Origin of the sequence: Actibacterium sp. 188UL27-1 (genome assembly GCF_016901225.1) — a bacterium.
Lineage (GTDB): Bacteria > Pseudomonadota > Alphaproteobacteria > Rhodobacterales > Rhodobacteraceae > 188UL27-1.
The window spans coordinates 175,361-189,013 of the sequence record NZ_JAFEUL010000008.1 but is presented as its reverse complement, the minus strand read 5'-3'; the positions used below and the strand labels follow the sequence as shown (position 1 = coordinate 189,013).

The window sequence follows — 13,653 nt, the reverse complement described above, 5'->3', positions numbered from 1 at the left end:
CGTTTCCCCAAAATGCAGCAGCCAAATGTGTAGATTAGAACGCTTCGGGCTTGGCTTCACGCGCCATGTGGTCAAGCACGGCATTGACGAATTTGGGTTCCCGACCTTCGGGGAAGAATGCTTTGGCGATGTCCACGAATTCGACGATCACGACCTTGGGCGGGGTTTTGGCCTGGGTCAGTTCGGCCCCTGCGGCGCGAAAAAGGGCACGAAGCGTCGGATCAATCCGGTTGATCGGCCATTTGGCGACCAAGGCGCGGTCGGTCATCTGGTCGATCTGGGCCTGGTGATTGACCGCGTCATCGATCAGTTGCCGGAAAAGATCCACATCGCCCTCGGCCAGTTCGCCAAGTTCATGTGCATCCCCAAACCGGTGATCTTCGAACTCGGTCTGGGTGACCTCGACCGTTTGGCCCGATGCCTCCATCTGGAACAGGGCCTGGACGGCGTAAAGCCGGGCTGCCGACTTCATCTGGCGTTTGTCGGTCATGCGGTGGGGGTGCCGTCCGGATCACCGGCGAGTTTGTATTCATCGCGGCTGGGCAGAAAACCGATCCCCCGATCTTCCTTCCCGAACCGCCGGGTCAGGGCGATCAGGTGGAGCGCGGCGGCTGCGGCCCCGCCACCCTTATTCTGGCCATCGGGGTCAGCGCGGGCAACGGCCTGATCCATATTCTCGACCGTCAGGATGCCATTGCCGATGCAGGCCGTATCGAGGCCCAGTAATTGGATTGCCCGGCTGCTATCGTTGCAGACCGTTTCGTAATGCGTGGTCTCACCGCGAATCACACAGCCCAGGGCCACGAAACCATCGAAGTTACTTTGCCGGTGGGCGATGCGGATTGCCGTGGGCACTTCCAGCGCGCCGGGCACTTCGATCACTTCATGGGTGGCACCAGCGGCGTCAAGCTCCGCTGCCGCGCCCTTGACCAGATTATCGGCGATGTCGCGATAATAGGGGGCGACGACGAGCAGCACCTTGACCGGCTTTTTGAAATCCGGTCGAGGCAGCGTGTAGTGGGTTTCGTTGGTGGCCATCAGCCGATCTCCGAAATTTTGCGGGTGCCGACGATTTCAAGCCCGTAAGCTTCCAGCCCCACAACCTTGGGTGTCGGGGAGTTTGTCAACAGGATGAGTTTCGACAGGCCAAGAGAAGATAGGATCTGCGCCCCCAATCCGTATTGGCGCAAGGTTTGCGGAGAGACCTCGCTCGCCGCGGCCAGTTTCATGTGGAGATCACGCAAAAGGACAAGTGCGCCGCGACCCTCCTCCGCAATCAGGCGCATGGCGTCGCCGAATTCGGCTGCCCGGCCCGTACCTCCCATGCCGACCACGTCCAGCATCGGGTCGAGGGCATGCATCCGCACCAGAACGGGATCCGCCGTTTCGATATCGCCTTTTATCAGGGCAATATGTTCGGCGCCCTGGGTTTCATCCGTGTAGATGCGCAATTCCCATTCGCCCCCGAACTCGCTGGTCACGGTCTGGCGATCTCGGACGCGGACCAGATTGTCATGGCGGCGGCGGTAACCGATCAGGTCACTGATCGTACCGATCTTGAGGTTGTGAAGCTGGGCAAAGGCCACCAGGTCCGGCAGGCGGGCCATGGTGCCGTCCTCGTTCATGATTTCGCAAATCACACCAGAGGGGTTGAGGCCCGCCAGGCGGCTGACATCGACGGCGGCTTCGGTATGACCCGCGCGGACCAGAACGCCGCCATCACGGGCGCGCAACGGAAACACATGGCCGGGAGAGGCAATATCCGTGGCGGTGACGCTGGAGTCGATGGCAACGGCGACGGTGCGGGCCCGGTCAGCAGCGGAAATTCCGGTGGTCACCCCCTCGCGCGCCTCGATCGAGACTGTGAAGGCCGTCTCGTGCCGGGAGGAGTTGTGGGACGCCATCAGAGGCAGGCCCAGCGCATCGATCCGCTCACCGGGCAGGGCCAGGCAGATCAGCCCGCGCCCATGGGTCGCCATGAAGTTGATGGCATCTGGCGTGGCCATCTGGGCCGGGATCACCAGGTCGCCCTCATTCTCCCGGTCCTCATGGTCCACAAGGATGAACATCCGCCCATTGCGGGCATCCTCGATGATCTCATCCACGGATGAGATTGCATCGGCATAGTGGCTTTCCGGGCTGGTCACGAGGGGCTCCCCTTGCACGTCAACGGGCCGCAGATAGCCCAGCCCGCTCGCGTTGGAAAGACCCAGACAGATTTGCCGCAGCGTTGGTTTATCCTTTCCGAGATCTGTAATCCCCCTCCCTCAATCCCTCCCCCATCTGGGGGAGGGAAGCTCGCCCCGTGATTATCGGCCATCGCACCGATGCCACATTCGCGCGCAATGTCGGGCTCTGACAGCCGAACATGCGCCATCGCGCCGGGACAACGTCACTGGGTCGAATTGGGTTCAACGATTATATGGGTGTTGGAGCTATCCGAACCCGCGTCGCATCGCGAAACGTGGATAGCCTTATGTCGTTTCACATTTACCAGAAACCGGCCCATCACCGCAGCATCCTGACAAGCATCACCGCCGAACACATCAAAAGGAGGACGCTACCTCTTTCGAAGCTGGAGCTAGGCGCCGAAATACCGTTCGGAAGGAACGAAACCCGCAAGCTTTCCGGCGGCACACCAGCCACGCTCGATCGCGGTGTCGCCAATCAACAGGACCGCATCGCCAGGCACCGTGCCGCGCACCCGGTCCATGGCAGCGCGGACGGTGGGGAAGTTCGCCTGAAAGCCCGGTGCCTTGACCACCGCAGTGACGTCGATGCCCTGCCCCGCCAACCGCGCGACCAACGTATCCGGGTCCAGGGGAGGTTGAGCAATGACCCTGTGCTCCACACCGCGCGTCGCGATCAGATGCGCGTGTCGGGTCTCTGGCACCACATCACCGGGCCGGATCACACGCAATGCATTGCTGGAAAACAACAAAGCCACGATATCGCGCCCCGTGGCCGCGCGAAAGCTGGCATAGGTCTTGTAATCCAGTCCCAATTCACGCGCCCGTTTGACCCGGCGGCGGATAACGTTCAACGGCATCTGCGGCAACAACTCAGCCCGCGCGGTACGCCAGCAATGGCGCCGCCATGACGCGCCCCGCTCCATCGTGGGCCCCTGATTATGTCCGATACCTGCCATGTCAAAACCCTCGCTTACCCTGCGGAAAGTACCCTAGCCCCCATGTCCAGCAGGCGCCAGCACCGGGCGCCAAACCCGCCCGACCGCGGGACGGGGCGCCAATGTGCATCCTTTGTGCATCATCAAGGTTGTGTGGTGGCAGATGGACCCTACCCAAATCCTAGAGGCGCTCCTATAGTCACAGTGGATGAACGGGGTGTCAGCCCCATGAAGACAGGTGAAGGGGGACGCAATGCGCTGTCCGTTTTGCGGCAATGTCGACACTCAGGTTAAGGATTCTCGGCCCGCCGAGGACCATGTCGCCATCCGGCGCCGACGGTTCTGCCCGGCCTGTGGCGGTCGGTTTACTACCTATGAACGGGTGCAACTACGCGATCTGGTGGTGATCAAGTCCAACGGCCGACGCGAGGATTTCGACCGGGACAAGCTGGAACGTTCGATCCGCATCGCCCTGCAGAAACGCCCTGTCGATCACGAGCGCATGGACCAGATGATATCCGGCATCGTACGGCGCCTGGAAAGCATGGGGGAAACCGACATTCCCAGCAAAGTCATCGGCGAGATCGTGATGGAAAGCCTCGCCCGGATCGACACGGTCGCCTATGTCCGATTTGCCAGTGTTTACAAGAATTTCCAGGCCGCCGACGATTTCGACAAATTCGTGAGCGAGCTGCGCCCGGAAGACGCGTCAGACAGTTGAGCCCAGCGCAGGACCGGCGCTTTATGGCGCTGGCCCTGTCCCTTGCGCGCCGCGGGCTTGGTCGGACATGGCCCAATCCGGCCGTGGGCTGCGTCGTCGCCCAAGGGACCCGCGTGGTGGGCCGCGGATGGACCCAACCCGGCGGGCGCCCCCATGCCGAAGCCGTTGCCTTAGCCCGGGCTGGCACGGCGGCCACCGGTGGTACGGCCTATGTCACACTGGAACCCTGCGCACATCATGGCAAAACCCCGCCCTGTGCCGATGCGATGATCGCGGCCGGCTTGGCCCGGGTCGTCGTTGCCCTCTCCGACCCCGATCCGCGTGTGAATGGCGCCGGGATCGACCGTCTGCGCAAGGCGGGCATCACGGTCGACATGGGCGTTCTGCGCGACCAGGCCACCGCTTTGCAGGCCGGTTTTCTGCAACGGATAACCGAAGGCCGTCCGTTTCTGACCTTGAAACTCGCAACCAGCTTTGACGGTCGCATCGCCACCGCGACCGGGGAAAGCCAGTGGATCACGGGGCCACAGGCCCGCCGCTATGCCCATGCCCTGCGGGCCGACCACGATGCGGTGCTGGTCGGTGCCGGAACGGCGCGTGCCGACGATCCGCAACTGACCGTCCGGGACCTTGGCGTCACGTATCAGCCGGTGCGCGTGGTGGCCTCCCGCCGGATCGATGTACCACTCAACGGGAAACTGGCCCGGACAGCGCGCGAGACGCCGGTCTGGATCTGCCACGGCCCCGACGCGGACCCGGCCCTGGTAACGGCGTGGCAAGATCTGGGCGCCCTCTGCTTGCCTACCCCCATTGGCCCAGATCGCCAAATCGACCCAGGGGGTCTGATGCAAACCCTGGCCCAGCAGGGGCTGACCCGGGTTTTCTGTGAAGGGGGCGGTGCCTTTGCCGCGGCACTGCTGAACGCCGATGTCGTGGACAGGTTGATCACCGGCACGGCCGGTCTCGCCCTGGGGGCGGAGGGGCAACCGGCCATTGGCGCCATGGGGCTTGATCGTCTGGCCGAGGCACGCCGGTACACCTTGCAGGAGCACCGTGCCATGGGCCCCGACATTGTGGCCACATGGCACCGCGCCTGACGCGCGATAGCAGCAGTTCTCATGTCGAGGCGATAAACCGGACATCCTGCCCCGCGCATTCCGCAGGCGTCAGCGGCTCCCACATATCCGACGCCGCCTCAAACATGTCGGGGGAAACGACCATGGCAAAGGTCGGCCCCTGCACGGTATTGCGCGCGGCAACCCGCTCGCGGCGCGTCTCTTGCGGGCTGTAAAGAACATGGATCCGCAGCTTAACGCCGTATTCGGCAGCGCGGGCAAAGATCGCCGCCCGGTCCGTGCCGCGCACAAGGCCAAGCTCGGCAATCGCGTCCTGACCATGGTCAAGCAGCCCGACCGCGACCGACCAGATCTGATCAATGCAGCGCAACTTGCGCTCGGTATACCAGGTCCACAGATCCGTCTCGGGCCGGTCTGGCCGAAAGAGGGTGACCATCCAGGCATCCAGCACCAGCGGGGGTGTCCGCAAACGCTGCCCCAGATCCATGGCATAGGTTGTCTTGCCAGCCCCCACCGGCCCCTCGATCAGATGCAAGACGGCCATGCTAAATGCCTCCAACGCCATACCGGGCGACATTAACACATGGTCGGCCGCCCGGTCTGCTAACCACCACTTTGCTACATGGCGTATGTATGGATTGTGTATGGAATATGCATCCATTCTGCATGCCCATTTTGCCTGTGTTTCAGGGCGTTAGGGGCAAAATCCCGGGCGGCCGTTCCAGACTGGCCATTCATCCGCGCGGTGGATTAACGCTTCGCCGCGCCCGCAACAGGGTCGGCTGGCAACCAGGGTGCCGCGTCGCGGGCCGCGTTCAGGGCATCATCGACACTGGCAAATCCGTCTTCCCCACCCAGGACACGCCAGCCATGGGGATCTTCAGGATCACGGCGACATTCCAGCCATTCAAAACTGCCATCACCATGGCGGCGAATGTCGATACAGCGCTGTTCAGATGGGTCGTTGATGGAGCGTATGACGACCGCTTTCATGCCGTCTCAGCCAGCCGCGCGACGTATCGGGCTAACGTGTCGATCTCAAGGTTTATGGCGTCGCCGACCATGGTGCTACCCCATGTGGTAGCCGTCTTGGTATGGGGGATGAAATTGATGCCAAATCGTGCGCCCTCGACCTCGTTCACGGTCAGCGACGTGCCGTTCAACGCGACCGACCCCTTGGGCGCAATGAACCGTGCAAGGGGCGCTGACGCTTCAAAGGTGACGCGGGTGCTATCGCCTTCCTCCTCCATGCCCACAACATGTGCCACACCATCCACGTGGCCCGACACGATGTGCCCACCCAATTCGTCCCCAACCTTCAAGGCGCGTTCCAGATTGATCCGATGACCCAACTGCCAGCCATGGTTCTTGGGCTCGGGCCCGCCGATATTGGTCATCGCCAATGTCTCGGCAGAGATATCGACATCGAACCAGTCATCGCCCGTCTCGACCACGGTCAGGCAAACGCCGTCACAGGCAATTGATGCTCCGATATCAATGCCTTGCGTATCATAGCCGGTCCCGATCCGGGCGCGCAGGTCACCTCTGGGATCAAGGGCGCGAACCTCGCCGATATCGGTGATGATGCCTGTGAACATTGCGGTCTCCCTTTTGCGCAGACCTAGCCACCACGGGGGCGCAGGGCAAGACTTTCGCCCGCCCCACTTTTCTGACAGCTTGGCGCAACATCCCGGATCGGAGGCCAAACCCGGTGAAATCACCTGTTCCTGTTCGCGGCCCCTCGGGGACCGATCACCATGGCTGAGGTCAAAGTCAAACCGGGCCCGTTGCATCTGCCAGATACCGGTTTTTTATCAACGCCTTGCGTCAAACGCATCCTTACCCTTACCGGGTGGGCAGAGCCCATGGATCCTGTCGCCGACCACGATCACACAGGCCTGCGCGCCGGTGACCCGGTTGAGGGCACGCGCCCGCTTTGGATCGAACCGGCCCCCCTTGGCCTGCCGGGCCCGGGTGCTGCGCCGTTCGGCCTGATGCTTGACCAGGGCGGCCCCCATCTGGGCAGCAGCCGACGTTCAGACCTAGAGCAATTGTTGGCCACAGCACCGCTGGACGACACGGCGCTGTTGGACAGGGCCCGCGCCGCGATGACCCGGCTGAAACGTTATAGTCTGAGCCAAAGCAACGACTTCGATCCTGATCTGCCAGTGCCCGATCCCGGTTATATCCTTGTCCTGGATCAACCGCGCAAAGAGCCCGCGATTAAAGAGGCCGCGGCCTCCAGCACAACATTTCGGGAGGCGCTGACCGTCGCGCAGATCGAAAATCCGAACCGGCGCATCGTGATCAAAACCGCCCCTGGCGTGGGCCATTACGGCCCGGATGACGTCCAGCGGCAGATCACCCTGTGTGACCGTCCCGTCTCTCCCTGGAGGCTGTTGGAAGGTGCGGTCGCGGTCTATACGGTCAGCGCCGATTTGGGGTTCGAGGCGATCCTGTCTGGCCACAAACCTCGGGTGTTTGGCCAGCCGTTCTATAGCGGATGGGGCTTGACCGAAGACGAAAACCCCGTGCCGCGCCGCACCCGGAACCTGACCCGCGCCCAGATGTTTGCGGCCTCCATGATCTTGTACCCGGTCTGGTACGATCCCTTGCGCGACCGCCTGTGCGAGATCGAACAGGTGATCGATACACTCGCCACGCAGGTCCGCCCGCTGCGCGAGGATGCCAAGGGCTATGTCGCCGTCGGCATCAGCCCCGATAAGCATGGTCTGGTCACCGGTCTTATGGGCAATCCTGGCCCTGTTAAAATGGTTGGAAATGCCACCGAAGCCGTTGATATGGCAATGCAAACCGACCGACCCGTCCTGGCATGGCAAAGCCAGACCGATGAGGCGCTTGAGGCCGCGACCGCCATGGCCCGCCGCCCCCTGATCCGCGTCGGGCCTGGCTTTCTGCGACCGTCCCCTACCCCGCTTTCCCTACTGCGCGACGATCTGGGCCACTGGAACGACCCGCGCGAGGAGAGCCGCCTGGAGCGCCTGATCGCGGCCGCGGCTGACCTGCCAGAAGCCGATCTGCGCCGGGCCGAACGCGTTACCGACCGGCTGCGGGCGATCGGCCTGTTTGAGGCGCGGGATGATTGCGATCCTGACCCCGATCTGCCGGGGGGACAGCGCATTCTGATCCTGGGTGAGGGTGGCCCCACGCCCGAGGAACATGGCCGCTTGACGGATCAGGATCTGTTGTACGCCGCGCGGGAGCGCTCACCCGATGCGGTCCTGGTTTACCGACCCAAAGGCGGCTTGGTTGATGAGGGGCTGCGCGACAAGGCCGATGTCGTATTGACCGATTACGGGCTGAGCGCGGCGATTGATGCTGTGGAGGAGGTCTGGACAATCGCGGCCCCCCAGGGGTTGGAGGTGTTGTTGCGCCAGACACCCGTGACATGCCTGGGCCTGCCATTTTATGCCGGATGGGGCCTGACCCGAGATCTGTCTGAATGCCCCGCACGACGGGGCGCGCAACCTGATCTGCGCGGATTGATCCACGCGGCGCTGATCGACTATCCGCGATACCAGGACCAGATCAGCGGTCAACCATGCCCGATTGAGGTTGTGCTGGACCAATTACAGACCTGAAACACACCCTGATGTGTCACCAGTTCAGCGGTTTTCGATCACGAAAGAACCCGCCAGTTGGCCCATCATCGGGCAGATTGGCCAGCCATACGGCCGTGTCGGCTGCGTCCTCAGGTGTGCGTGTGGCACCGGCACCGCCCATGCGGGTCTGGACCCAGCCCGGGCACATTGCATTGACCTTGACGCCAGCCGGCAGATCCCGTGGCAGGGTCATGGTCAATGCATTCAACGCAGCCTTGGCAACCCCATAGGCGTTGGGGCCGTGCAACCCTTCGGCAAAGCTACCCCAGTCGGAGGAAATATTGACGATGCGGCCCCATCTCCGATCGACCATGCCCGGCGCCAGGGCCTGGATCAGCAGGAAAGGCGCGTTGACCATGACGGCCATGCAATCAAAGTACCCTTCCGGGTTCTCAAGCAGCGATCCCCTTGGCAGGATCCCGGCATTGTTGATCAAGATATCAAAGCCTTCGGGCGGTTGCAGGACACCCATCATCGTTTCCGGGTTGGACAAATCAGTCAGCATGTACTGGCATCCCAAGGCCTCAGCCGCTTCCTGCCCATCGGGTTGGGTCCGCGCGGTAATAGTGACCGCATGCCCCTGAGCCACCAGACCGGCGGCGATGGCTCGCCCGATGCCGCGATTGCCGCCGGTGACAAGCGCGCGACGCGGCCTCATGATGCGGCCCGGGCGCGCAAGGCCGCCACGGCCATATCCGCCCGATCTTCCGGGACAAAGATGTGATCGTGGTGATGGCCCGCGATCACATTGCAGGGGATACCCACCTGAGCCAAGGCATCGGCCACGGCTGCAGTCAGACCAACCCCGTCCAGCGCGGACTGCACCTGAAGCGTGATCTGGATCATCGACGGGCTGTCTGAGCCAAGGGCCGCGGGGTGATCAACGGGCAGGATCAGGGTGATGCCTTCCTCCTCCCGCACCATGGCGCGGGCATGGGGCAGCGCGGCGGCGACAACCTGTCGATCTGTAAGGGTGCAGAACCTAACCACGCCAGACAGGCGCACCGGATCCATGCCTGCGATCATTGCCTGAGTTTCATGAATCGGCGTCATATCACTACTGAAAGCCCGCCGTGCAGCATTAGCGGATCTTCAACGTGGCCAGACCGACCAGTGCCAGGATCAACGAGATGATCCAGAACCGGATGACGATCTGCGGTTCAGCCCAGCCGCGTTTTTCAAAATGGTGGTGGATGGGGGCCATCAGGAAAACCCGCTTGCCCGTGCTTTTGAAGTAAAGGACCTGGATGATGACGCTCATGGCCTCCAATACGAAAAGGCCACCGACGATGGCCAGAACGATCTCGTGTTTGGTGGCCACCGCGATAACGCCCAAAGCGCCGCCAAGGGCCAGGGATCCCGTATCACCCATGAAGACCGCAGCAGGCGGCGCATTGTACCACAAAAAGCCCAGCCCCCCACCGATCAGACCAGCGGTGAAGACCACAAGCTCCCCCGTGCCAGGCACATAGTGTAGGCCCAGGCTGTCGGTGAAATCGACCCGTCCCACGACATAGGCAATCACGCCCAAGGTGCCCGCGGCAATCATGACCGGCATAATCGCCAGCCCGTCCAAACCGTCTGTCAGGTTCACGGCATTGGCCGCACCCACAATCACAATCATCGCGAAAGGCACAAAGATCAGGCTGAGGTTGAGCAAAACATCCTTGAAAACCGGCACAGCGAGCTGGTTGGTCAGTTCAGGCGGATGCGAATATGCAGCGGCCCCCGATGCAAGCGCCGCGATCAGAAATCCAAGACCCAGTCGCACCTTGCCAGAAACGCCTTTATTATTGTTTTTGCTAACTTTTGCGTAGTCATCCATGAAACCGATAATGCCAAAACCCACTGTCACCAGCAGCGTGATCCAGACATAGACATTGTCCGTTCTGGCCCATAGCAAGGTCGACACCACAAGCGCACTCAGAATCAGCAGCCCCCCCATCGTCGGGGTCCCGGCCTTGGTCTCGATATGGCTGGCAGGGCCGTCTTCGCGGATGGGTTGGCCATGTTTCTGCTTGCGTCTGAGCAAGTTGATCAGCGGCTTTCCAAAGAGAAAACCAAAGATCAGCGCGGTAAAAAACGCACCGCCTGCCCGAAACGTGATGTAGCGAAACAAGTTGTAGATGTCGCCGCCATCGGAGAACTCACTCAACCAGAACAACATGACACACTGCCCCTTTTTATGGGTTTGTCAGGCCGGATGACCCAATTTGCGGATGGCGTCAACGACGACCTTCAGACCGATCCCCAACGAGCCCTTGACCAGCACAACGTCGCCCGCATCCAGCAGGCGCGGCATTTCGGCGGCCAGTTTATCGGCGGTTTTGTAGGCCCTGCCCCGCTGATGGGGCGGCAGCGCCTCCCACAGAGCCTTGGTGCGGGATCCCACACAATGGACGGTGGTTACGGCCTTCATCGATGGATGGGTGGCGAGCGCCGCGTGCAGATCGCCTTCTGTCGGGCCAAGTTCCAGCATATCGCCCAGAACAGCGATCCGGCGCCCGCGCGCGATCCGCCCCACATCATCCAGCGGGCGGGTCGCGGCAAGCATGTCCAGCGCGGCCCCGACAGAGGCCGGGTTGGCATTATAGGCATCATCGATCAGATCGATGGCCAGTTCGGGGTCGATCTCGTCCAGGATCAGGCGTTCGCTCACACCACGCCCATCGACGGGCTGCCAATGCCCTAGTGCGACAACCGCACGGCCCAAATCAGCGCCAACCGCCTGGACCATCGCCAGTGCGCCGAGGGCATTCTGGGCAAAGTGACGCCCAGCACTGGACAGTTTGAACACGATCTGTTGGCCCTCGATCGCGGCGCGCGCGATCGTGCGCCGTTCGACCAGACGCACGTCCAGCAGACGCGCCTGGCCAGCGGTTTCACCAAATCCGATGGGTTGCGCGCTGGTCCGGCGGGCCTTGTCGAACAGGATCTCGGAGGTCGGTAAATCGGCATTCAGCACCGCCGCGCCGCCCGGTCGCAAACCATCCATGATCGCGGCCTTTTCATGGGCGATCCCTTCGATGCTCCCAAAGGCTTCAAGATGCGCAGCCGCAACTGTCGTGATCATTGCCGCATCCAGATCGGCCAGTCGGGCGAGCGGCGCAATCTCCCCGGGATGGTTCATCCCGATCTCGATTACCGCATAATCCGTGTCGGCAGGCATCCGGGCAAGCGTCAGCGGCACGCCCCAGTGGTTGTTATAGCTTTTCTCAGCTGCATGGACGTGCCCTTGCCCGGTGAGCATCGCCCGCAACATCTCCTTGGTGGAGGTCTTGCCGACGGACCCGGTGACACCGATGACCTTGCCCGTCATGCGGGCACGGGCGGCCTGGCCCAGATCCTCCAGCGCGCGCAGGACGTCTGCAACGATCAGCAAGGGCGCGGTATCCGCCACGCCATCCGGGATCTTACTGACCAGCGCGGCGGCAGCCCCATTTGCCAGGGCATCCGCCACGAAATCATGGCCATCGCGGATATCTGCCAGGGCCACAAACAGATCGCCAGACTGAAGGGTGCGCGTATCGATGGAGACACCGGTAGCCTCCCAATCCCCGAAAGCCTGCCCGCCCGTGGCCTCTGCGGCAGTCGTGCTGGTCCAAAGGGGGGTCACAGGGCCTGTCCATCCAACGCCATGACGGCAACACTGGCCTGCTCAACATCATCAAATGGATAGACAGTTTCCCCAACGGTCTGGCCCGTCTCGTGCCCCTTGCCCGCAATCAGCAGCGCGTCACCGGGGCCCAGATTGTCGACCCCGCGCAAGATCGCCTCGGCCCGGTCGCCGACTTCCGTTGCATCGGGGCAGCCTTCCATGACGGCGGCGCGAATGGTGGCGGGGTCCTCGCTTCGAGGATTATCGTCGGTGACAATGGCGATATCCGCATATTCCGCGGCCGCCTGCCCCATCAGAATGCGCTTGCCCCGATCTCGGTCCCCCCCTGCGCCAAAGACCACGATGATGCGCCCCATCACATGCAAGCGCAGCGCCTGAAGTGCTGTCGATAACGCACCGGGCGTGTGGGAATAATCGACATAGACCGCCGCACCATTGCCCCGCGTGGCTGCCAGTTGCATCCGACCCCGTACGCCTCCAAGCTGATCCAGTACCGCAAACACCTCTGCCGGTTCGGCGCCGCTTGCGATGCACAGACCGGCGGCCACCATCACATTTTCGGCCTGGAAGCCACCGATCAAGGACAGGCGCACCTGCCGGGTTATGTCACCATAGACAAACCGGACATCCTGTCCGGTCTGGTCAAATCTGAGCCCGACAATGGCCAGGTCGTTTTCGCGGCTGCGCCCGACACGCATGACCTCGTGCCCCGAAAGCTCGGCGACCTCCGCCATATCGGGGCCGCGCGCGTCATCCATATGCACCACCGCCTTGCCATCGGGGCCAAGAACACGGCGAAACAGACCAGCCTTGGCCGCAAAGTATTCGGCAAAATCAGCGTGGTAATCCAAGTGGTCCTGGCTGAGGTTGGTGAAAGCCGCCGCCTGCAGGCGCACGCCGTCCATCCGCATCTGCGCCAGACCATGGCTCGAGGCCTCCATCGCGGCATGGGTAACCCCGGCATTGGTAGCCTCTGACAGGACGCGATGCAGGGTAATGGGATCCGGTGTTGTGTGGGCGAGCGGTGCCTCCCACGCGCCCTCGACCCCGGTTGTGCCCAGATTGACGGCGGAAAATCCCAGCGCAGACCAGATCTGGCGGGCAAAACTCGCCACGCTGGTCTTGCCGTTGGTGCCGGTGACCGCGACCATTACATCAGGCTGCGCCCCCGACCACAGGGCGGCGGCATAGGCCAGCGCCTGGCGCGGATCCTCGACAATGACCAAGGCCGCATGGGACGCGTTGAGATGCTCTGCCGCGATCCGCGCACCCTGGCTGTCCGTCAGGATGGCAGAGGCGCCCATGCGCAACGCATATTCGATGAATTCGCCCCCATGCACACGGGTGCCCGGCAGTGCCGCGAACAAAAAGCTGTCTTTCACACCCCGACTGTCTAGGGCCAGCCCCTTTATCCGGGCCTCCTGACCGCCCTGGGCCGTCAAACCCAACTGGGCGAGTGCTTTCGCTTTGCCTAAGCCCATGATCAC

General features: G+C 62.5%; 15 protein-coding genes. 3 read left to right on the top strand and 12 right to left on the bottom strand.

Annotated features, from left to right (window positions below; translation table 11 throughout):
- Positions 1–34: 34 nt before the first annotated feature.
- From nusB to IU397_RS12815, 4 genes are all read right to left on the bottom strand, one after another.
- Entirely contained in the window at positions 35–490 is a 456-nt protein-coding gene (gene nusB, locus IU397_RS12830; protein ID WP_204414109.1) for a transcription antitermination factor NusB, read from the bottom strand.
- Positions 487–1,038, bottom strand: coding sequence for a 6,7-dimethyl-8-ribityllumazine synthase (locus IU397_RS12825; protein ID WP_204414107.1), 552 nt, complete (start codon positions 1,036–1,038; stop codon positions 487–489). The genes nusB and IU397_RS12825 overlap by 4 nt, the downstream gene beginning before the upstream one ends.
- Positions 1,038–2,147 carry a 3,4-dihydroxy-2-butanone-4-phosphate synthase gene (gene ribB, locus IU397_RS12820; RefSeq protein ID WP_204414105.1) on the bottom strand — a complete coding sequence of 370 codons (1,110 nt, stop codon included), beginning with the start codon at positions 2,145–2,147 and terminating at the stop codon, positions 1,038–1,040. The genes IU397_RS12825 and ribB overlap by 1 nt, the downstream gene beginning before the upstream one ends.
- A gap of 434 nt (positions 2,148–2,581) precedes the next feature.
- Positions 2,582–3,148 carry a hypothetical protein gene (locus IU397_RS12815; RefSeq protein ID WP_204414103.1) on the bottom strand — a complete coding sequence of 189 codons (567 nt, stop codon included), beginning with the start codon at positions 3,146–3,148 and terminating at the stop codon, positions 2,582–2,584.
- Between the two features lie 232 nt (positions 3,149–3,380).
- Here IU397_RS12815 and nrdR point away from each other — a divergent pair, with 232 nt between their 5' ends.
- Together nrdR and ribD are read left to right on the top strand one after the other, a co-directional pair.
- Positions 3,381–3,848: a transcriptional regulator NrdR gene (gene nrdR, locus IU397_RS12810; protein ID WP_204414101.1), complete on the top strand. Its 468-nt coding sequence runs from the start codon at positions 3,381–3,383 to the stop codon at positions 3,846–3,848.
- Positions 3,845–4,945 (top strand): bifunctional diaminohydroxyphosphoribosylaminopyrimidine deaminase/5-amino-6-(5-phosphoribosylamino)uracil reductase RibD, encoded by a 1,101-nt coding sequence (gene ribD, locus IU397_RS12805; RefSeq protein WP_255569804.1) that lies wholly within the window; start codon positions 3,845–3,847, stop codon positions 4,943–4,945. The genes nrdR and ribD overlap by 4 nt, the downstream gene beginning before the upstream one ends.
- Before the next feature lie 19 nt (positions 4,946–4,964).
- On the opposite strand, the gene IU397_RS12800 is transcribed toward ribD, so the two are convergent.
- The 3 genes from IU397_RS12800 to IU397_RS12790 form a co-directional block, all read right to left on the bottom strand.
- A complete protein-coding gene (locus tag IU397_RS12800; protein ID WP_204414097.1) occupies positions 4,965–5,468 on the bottom strand; it encodes an ATP-binding protein in 504 nt (167 codons plus the stop codon).
- Between the two features lie 206 nt (positions 5,469–5,674).
- A complete protein-coding gene (locus IU397_RS12795) occupies positions 5,675–5,917 on the bottom strand; it encodes a hypothetical protein (protein WP_204414089.1) in 243 nt (80 codons plus the stop codon).
- Positions 5,914–6,522, bottom strand: coding sequence for a riboflavin synthase (locus tag IU397_RS12790; RefSeq protein ID WP_204414087.1), 609 nt, complete (start codon positions 6,520–6,522; stop codon positions 5,914–5,916). Before IU397_RS12790 ends, IU397_RS12795 begins: the two co-directional genes overlap by 4 nt.
- Before the next feature lie 159 nt (positions 6,523–6,681).
- Here IU397_RS12790 and IU397_RS12785 point away from each other — a divergent pair, with 159 nt between their 5' ends.
- Positions 6,682–8,526, top strand: coding sequence for a capsular polysaccharide biosynthesis protein (locus IU397_RS12785; RefSeq protein ID WP_204414085.1), 1,845 nt, complete (start codon positions 6,682–6,684; stop codon positions 8,524–8,526).
- 16 nt (positions 8,527–8,542) lie between these two features.
- Here IU397_RS12785 and IU397_RS12780 read toward each other — a convergent pair whose 3' ends face one another.
- From IU397_RS12780 to IU397_RS12760, 5 genes are read right to left on the bottom strand one after another with little or no spacing between them, the layout of a single operon-like run.
- On the bottom strand, positions 8,543–9,205 hold the full coding sequence (locus IU397_RS12780) for an SDR family NAD(P)-dependent oxidoreductase (protein ID WP_204414083.1): 663 nt from the start codon (positions 9,203–9,205) through the stop codon (positions 8,543–8,545).
- Positions 9,202–9,600, bottom strand: coding sequence for an ACT domain-containing protein (locus IU397_RS12775; protein ID WP_370541676.1), 399 nt, complete (start codon positions 9,598–9,600; stop codon positions 9,202–9,204). The genes IU397_RS12780 and IU397_RS12775 overlap by 4 nt, the downstream gene beginning before the upstream one ends.
- A gap of 28 nt (positions 9,601–9,628) precedes the next feature.
- Positions 9,629–10,714: a phospho-N-acetylmuramoyl-pentapeptide-transferase gene (gene mraY / locus IU397_RS12770; RefSeq protein ID WP_204414079.1), complete on the bottom strand. Its 1,086-nt coding sequence runs from the start codon at positions 10,712–10,714 to the stop codon at positions 9,629–9,631.
- Positions 10,715–10,741: 27 nt separating this feature from the next.
- Entirely contained in the window at positions 10,742–12,163 is a 1,422-nt protein-coding gene (gene murF / locus IU397_RS12765; protein ID WP_204414077.1) for a UDP-N-acetylmuramoyl-tripeptide--D-alanyl-D-alanine ligase, read from the bottom strand.
- On the bottom strand, positions 12,160–13,647 hold the full coding sequence (locus IU397_RS12760) for a UDP-N-acetylmuramoyl-L-alanyl-D-glutamate--2,6-diaminopimelate ligase (RefSeq protein WP_204414075.1): 1,488 nt from the start codon (positions 13,645–13,647) through the stop codon (positions 12,160–12,162). The genes murF and IU397_RS12760 overlap by 4 nt, the downstream gene beginning before the upstream one ends.
- Positions 13,648–13,653 lie beyond the last annotated feature (6 nt).

Coding starts and splice junctions, on each gene's coding strand:
- IU397_RS12795 (WP_204414089.1), bottom strand. CDS start 5,917: ATGAAAGCGGTCGTCATACGCTCCATCAACGACCCATCTGAACAGCGC.
- nrdR (WP_204414101.1), top strand. CDS start 3,381: ATGCGCTGTCCGTTTTGCGGCAATGTCGACACTCAGGTTAAGGATTCT.
- mraY (WP_204414079.1), bottom strand. CDS start 10,714: ATGTTGTTCTGGTTGAGTGAGTTCTCCGATGGCGGCGACATCTACAAC.
- IU397_RS12800 (WP_204414097.1), bottom strand. CDS start 5,468: ATGGCCGTCTTGCATCTGATCGAGGGGCCGGTGGGGGCTGGCAAGACA.
- nusB (WP_204414109.1), bottom strand. CDS start 490: ATGACCGACAAACGCCAGATGAAGTCGGCAGCCCGGCTTTACGCCGTC.
- IU397_RS12780 (WP_204414083.1), bottom strand. CDS start 9,205: ATGAGGCCGCGTCGCGCGCTTGTCACCGGCGGCAATCGCGGCATCGGG.
- IU397_RS12790 (WP_204414087.1), bottom strand. CDS start 6,522: ATGTTCACAGGCATCATCACCGATATCGGCGAGGTTCGCGCCCTTGAT.
- IU397_RS12825 (WP_204414107.1), bottom strand. CDS start 1,038: ATGGCCACCAACGAAACCCACTACACGCTGCCTCGACCGGATTTCAAA.
- IU397_RS12760 (WP_204414075.1), bottom strand. CDS start 13,647: ATGGGCTTAGGCAAAGCGAAAGCACTCGCCCAGTTGGGTTTGACGGCC.
- IU397_RS12785 (WP_204414085.1), top strand. CDS start 6,682: ATGGCTGAGGTCAAAGTCAAACCGGGCCCGTTGCATCTGCCAGATACC.
- IU397_RS12775 (WP_370541676.1), bottom strand. CDS start 9,600: ATGACGCCGATTCATGAAACTCAGGCAATGATCGCAGGCATGGATCCG.
- IU397_RS12815 (WP_204414103.1), bottom strand. CDS start 3,148: ATGGCAGGTATCGGACATAATCAGGGGCCCACGATGGAGCGGGGCGCG.